The organism is Bacteroides sp. 2_2_4, from assembly GCF_000157055.1.
Taxonomy (GTDB): domain Bacteria; phylum Bacteroidota; class Bacteroidia; order Bacteroidales; family Bacteroidaceae; genus Bacteroides; species Bacteroides ovatus.
On sequence record NZ_EQ973360.1, the window covers coordinates 406,489 to 412,134 of the forward strand.

The 5,646-nt window shown below is 40.1% G+C and carries 3 protein-coding genes and 1 pseudogene; all 4 read left to right on the forward strand.

Annotated elements, in window-relative coordinates; all coding sequences use genetic code 11:
* A pseudogene (locus BSCG_RS13190) lies at nucleotides 1-214 on the forward strand (ISAs1 family transposase); the annotation flags it as partial.
* Nucleotides 215-481: 267 nt separating this feature from the next.
* Entirely contained in the window at nucleotides 482-1,048 is a 567-nt protein-coding gene (locus BSCG_RS13185; protein ID WP_004298079.1) for an RNA polymerase sigma factor, read from the forward strand.
* Nucleotides 1,049-1,197: 149 nt separating this feature from the next.
* On the forward strand, nucleotides 1,198-2,139 hold the full coding sequence (locus BSCG_RS13180; RefSeq protein ID WP_004311897.1) for a FecR family protein: 942 nt from the start codon (nucleotides 1,198-1,200) through the stop codon (nucleotides 2,137-2,139).
* Nucleotides 2,140-2,265: 126 nt separating this feature from the next.
* A partial coding sequence (locus BSCG_RS13175; RefSeq protein WP_032849549.1) for a TonB-dependent receptor occupies nucleotides 2,266-5,646 on the forward strand: 3,381 nt, incomplete at its 3' end.

Consider the following 5,646-nt stretch of genomic DNA (forward strand, 5'->3'; position numbering starts at 1 on the left):
AAATAATCTTCATTGGCAACTGGATGTTACCTTTCGAGAAGACTACAGTAAAAAGGTGAAAAATGCAGCCAGAAACTTTTCGGTGGCAACAAAGATGGCACTTACCATACTAAAGAATGAAAAAACAACAAAAGGAAGCATGAATCTGAAAAGACTAAAAGCCGGATGGGATGAAAAATATTTGTCACAACTTTTACAGGAAAATAATTTTTAATGCGTCTGCCCTGTATAAGGTGATATTTATCACTGCATAAGGTGACCACCTGTCTTTACAAGGGTAAAAAACAGTAAAGATACAAAATTAATTAGCGGAAAGCAAGAGACGGCACAATAAAGCTCAATATATGATTGTAATATGATTGCAAAATAAAATTCATCTGCCAACTACCGGACATCGGTTTCTCTTTATTTATTCACATAGATTTGTTGATTTCTAAATTATTTCAGTACATTTGCCCGACCTACTTCTATTGCAGAAAGGATGAAAATAGACGAAATACAGTGCATAAAAGAACTACGCAACGGCTCCTACCAGGCTTTTACACAGATTTATGAAGCCTATGCCGACCGACTTTACAGCTTTGTTCTTAAACAACTAAAAAATCGTTCCCTGACACAGGATATTGTTCAGGATACCTTTTTACGCCTATGGGACAACCGTAACCAGTTGAATAGCTTCGGCAATCTGCAAGCCTTTATTTTCACTATTGCCAAACATCAGGTAATCGATTATTTCCGCAAACAAGTCAACGAACTGCAATTCGAAGACTTCATGGAGTATTGCGAGAACCAGGCAACTGACGTATCGCCGGAAGATATCTTATTGTACGACGAATTCCTGCAACAACTTCAACAATCGAAGAAAGTTCTGTCACAACGGGAACACGAGATTTATGAATTAAGCAGGGAGAAACATATCCCCATCAAGCAAATAGCCGAACAACTGGATCTCTCCGAACAAACGGTGAAAAACTATCTGACTTCCGCCCTGAAGATTCTTCGCAGCGAAATGATGAAATATAATATTCTCTTTATTTTCTTCCTGTAACAAGAATAACACTTTCAGTGGGAATAATTAAAACTCCACAAAACTCTACAAACACCTACTATTCCTAACTTTTTCTATGCTCTACAACATAAAAAAAGTCTAGTACTCCCTTTATGTATTTACGTATAACCTATAGAAACACCAATAATATGAGTCCACAATTTAAAAAGTTATATTGCCAGTACATCGAAAAAGGAATCACCTCTTCCGATATTGGAAAGTTCAGAAATGAACTCAACAACATACCTGACGAAGAGTTATGGAATACCATGATAGATATGGAAAACGACACAGTAGAGATAAAGATGCCTCCTATGATGAAAAAGCAAATTCGAAAGGAACTACAACAAATCATTTGGAGACGCCGTTGGCTGCAATATATGAAATATGCTGCCATTATCGCTATCATCCTATCATCCTCTTTTGGACTTTATACATGGATGAATAACCCGGAAAGTCAAATGGTTGCTGTAACAGTTAGAGCTGGCAGTAAAGCAGAAATGGCTCTCCCTGATGGTACATTTGTACATCTAAATGCGGCTACAAACCTGGAATATGATGTAAACAACTCCAAGCAACGCCTCGTCAAACTATCAGGAGAAGCCTTTTTCGATGTTGCCAAGAATCCCGATTGCCCATTCAAGGTAATAATCAACGATCTGCAAATTGAAGTAGTAGGAACTTCATTCAATGTAAAGACCTATAAAAAAGACATTGTAGAAACGTCTTTACTTAGCGGACGAATCAGAATATCAGGTGGTTCACTTCCCCATGAATATACGCTTTCACCTGGACAAAAGGCAACCTATTCCGCTATGGACAGAACACTACGAATAAGCAAAGCGGATGCCCATGTTGAAGCCGGATGGAGAGATAATTACCTCATCTTTGAATCCACACCATTAATTGATGTAATAGCCCAGATAGAACGATGGTATGGGGTGGAAATCAGATTGCATCATAAGCAAATCGCACAAGATTTACTATCGGGATCTTTCCGAAACGAAAGTATACAGAATGTCATAAGATCCTTAAGCATACAATACGGATTTAAGTACGAGATACATAAAGATATAATAACTATTTACTAATTTAAAAGAAAGGAGCTTATGGAAAACACATAGTAGTTAAAATCAAAAAAGAACAACCAAAGAATCGCCCAATCCTTTGGTTGTATGGAAGTCGATAAAATTTTATACATCAAAACATTATCAACTATGAATATCACAAAGTTAACATTTTTATTGAGAAGGAAACTGCGGAACAGCCTTATTTTTAGAAACTTTACCATTTTATCCGCTGCTATAATTTTATTCCCTTCGGGAGTGTTTGCCCAAGAAGAAAATGTGTCCATTCATATCAAAAATGGCACGGTAAAAACTTTCATGAAACAAGTAGAACAGCAAACGAGATATACTTTTGTATACCGGAATCATGTTCTTAACGATCAGACTAAAGTGACAATTAGCTGCACAAAGAAACCTATCAGCGAAGCGCTCTCACAGGTATTTACTCCTTTGAATATATCTTATTCATTTACCAACAACACCATCGTATTGGTAAAGCAGGAGACAGAACAAAGAAGTAATGAAAAGAGAGCGATTAAAGGAACCGTACTAGATGAAAGTGGAATTCCTATTATTGGCGCCAATGTCATGCAAGGAAAAGGAACCGGAGTCATTACAGATATTAACGGAAACTTTACCATTGTAGCAGATCCTAACCAACCACTAACAGTATCTTATATTGGATTTGACTCACAACAAGTGAAAGCCGGCAATAAAAACAATCTAAAAATATATTTGAAAGAAAGCAGCATTGCATTAAATGAGATAGTTGTAGTCGGCTATGGCTCCCAGTCCGAAAAACTAGTAACCACTTCTATCAGTAGCCTGAAAGTGGATGATCTGGATCAAGGCAGTGACTACAATGTAGCCAAGATGCTGCAAGGTCGTACTCCTGGTGTAAATGTAGCCTCTGCCAGCGGTACCCCCGGTGAACAACCGAGTGTACGGGTACGCGGTATTGCATCCATCACAGGTAACAGCACCCCATTGTATGTGGTCGATGGAGTTCCCAGTGAATCAATGCCTATGCTAAACCCCAACGACATCGAACGCATGGACGTATTGAAAGATGCTTCAGCTGCTGCCATCTATGGTTCGCGAGCTAACAACGGTGTTGTCATCATCACCACAAAATCGGGGAACACCAACAGTAAAACACGCGTAAATGCCAGTGTACGCCACAGCCTTGGATGGATTGCCAACGATATACCAATGGCAAATGTAGCAGAATATACTCGTACTATGCAAGCAGCCGTAGATAATTGGAATGTGCAGAAGAAGGACACAAAATCATTCTTTATCCCCGACCGGATTACCGAAACAGACTGGCTCGGACTCATTCAACGTGATATAGCACACTCTACTACGGCATCTATCAATCTCTCGGGAGGTAATGAGAAAACTACCTTTTTCACCTCTGTGGGATTTAACGACCAACAAGGTATCATCCGTACCAGCGGATTCCAGCAAACCAACCTAAGGGCAAAATTTACTCATCAGCTGAACAAATGGTTTAAACTGAATCTGAATCTCACAGGATCTTACAGCCGTTTCGATAAAGTGGAAGAGTCATCTACCAGTTTGAAAGTGATTCGTACTGCCCGTGAAGAACAACCATGGATTGGAGCTTATCGGGAAGATGGAGGCTATACAGTGATGTCAACAGAATTATGTCGTCATAATCCCGTTATGCTGATTAATGAAGAAGACTGGACTGTACATAAGAAACAAGGAGTAGCTGCCCTTAGTTTTGATATTACTCCTATCAAAGGACTCAAATACACCCCCTCATTCAGCATATACGGTATTCTTGATGAAGAAAAGAAAACAATTTCAGAGAAACATGACGCACGTTCCAAAAATGCAGGATGGGGTGCACTTAGCGAACAGAAAAATGTAAGTTACCGATATGTTATAGACAACGTAATTTCGTATAAAAATAGTTGGGATAAACTGACTTATTCAGCAATGCTTGGTCACTCATACGAAGAGTATAACTATGAAACTTTTGGAGCTTACAGTGATAATTACGCAAACGGTGCTTATCCTTCTTCCAGCTTCGGTCTGATAAATTCCGGTTCTAACATCTACGCAGGTAGTATCGGATATAATGCATATGCACTCGAATCTTATTTCGGACGTGCCGCCCTGAATTGGGATAATCGCTATATCTTAAATGTAACGATGCGTCGTGACGGTTCTTCACGTTTCTCAAAAGATAAACGTTATGGAACATTTCCTTCTGCTTCTTTCGCGTGGCGGATTATCAACGAACCTTTTTTCCCTAAAGGCACGCCACTGAATGACTTAAAGCTACGAGCCAGTTGGGGTAAGACTGGCAGTATGGATGGTATCAGTAACTGGGCAGCTATGTCATTAGTAACTTCGGGAGGAAATTCCTATAATGGTTCATCCGGTTTTAAAATCGGAGCAGATGCTGCGGATCTTATCTGGGAGAAAGCTAATCAGGTGAATGTCGGAATCAACGCAGAGCTATTCAACGGACGACTGGCGCTATCTGTAGACGGATACTATCAAAAGACAAGCGGATTACTTTATAATATCAGTACACTTGCTACAACAGGATATACTACCCGGACAGCCAATATCGGCTCGCTGGAGAACAAAGGATTGGAAGTGATGGTAAGCGGTAAAATATTCGATGGTCCTTTTAAATGGGAGCTTGCTACTAACCTCTCCTATACAAAAAACAAACTATTGTCATTGGATGGAGTACTTGATATGAAAATCAACGGTGGTGGTGCCAATACCGGTAAAGTAATGCATGCTTTAATGGTAGGTAAACCGGTTAGTGCTTTCTATATGTTGCGTCAGGATGGTATTTATCAAACCGACCAGGAAGTACCAAGCAAACTCTACGCAAAAGGAGTACGTGCCGGTGATTGTAAGTACTTTGACTACAACAATGACGGAGACATCACAGACGATGACCGCATGTATGTAGGAAAGGTTACACCTGACATTTATGGTGGTATCACTTCGACTATGAACTGGAAAAACTTCGACTTATCCATTTTCTGCCAATTTGCAGCCGGAGGTAAAATCCTGTCAGCATGGAAAGGCTGCGGGGGAACAGAAGGTACGGAACATCTCGGCTTGGCGTCCAGCAGTATCAAAGGTTACAAAAATGGCACACTGGTCAATTCGGAACAATTCTATAACATATCAAAATATGCCGCCAACCATTACTGGAGGGGAGAAGGAACTAGCAACACTGTTCCACGCCCTACTTTGGCAGGCACGTTCACCGGCGGTTTCGGAAACAATCTTGTTTCTACCCGCTATCTGGAAGATGCTTCTTATTTCAAATTCAAAACCATCACATTGGGATATAGCCTTCCTCATTCTCTGTTGTCAAAAATACACGTAACGGGAGCTCGCATCTTTGTTTCTCTCGACAACTTTTTTACACTGACCAAATATTCCGGATATGATCCGGAATTCTCATACGAAAGTAATCCGACAGGCAACAGCTACGGAGCAGATTTCGGAGAACAAGCCACATTAAAG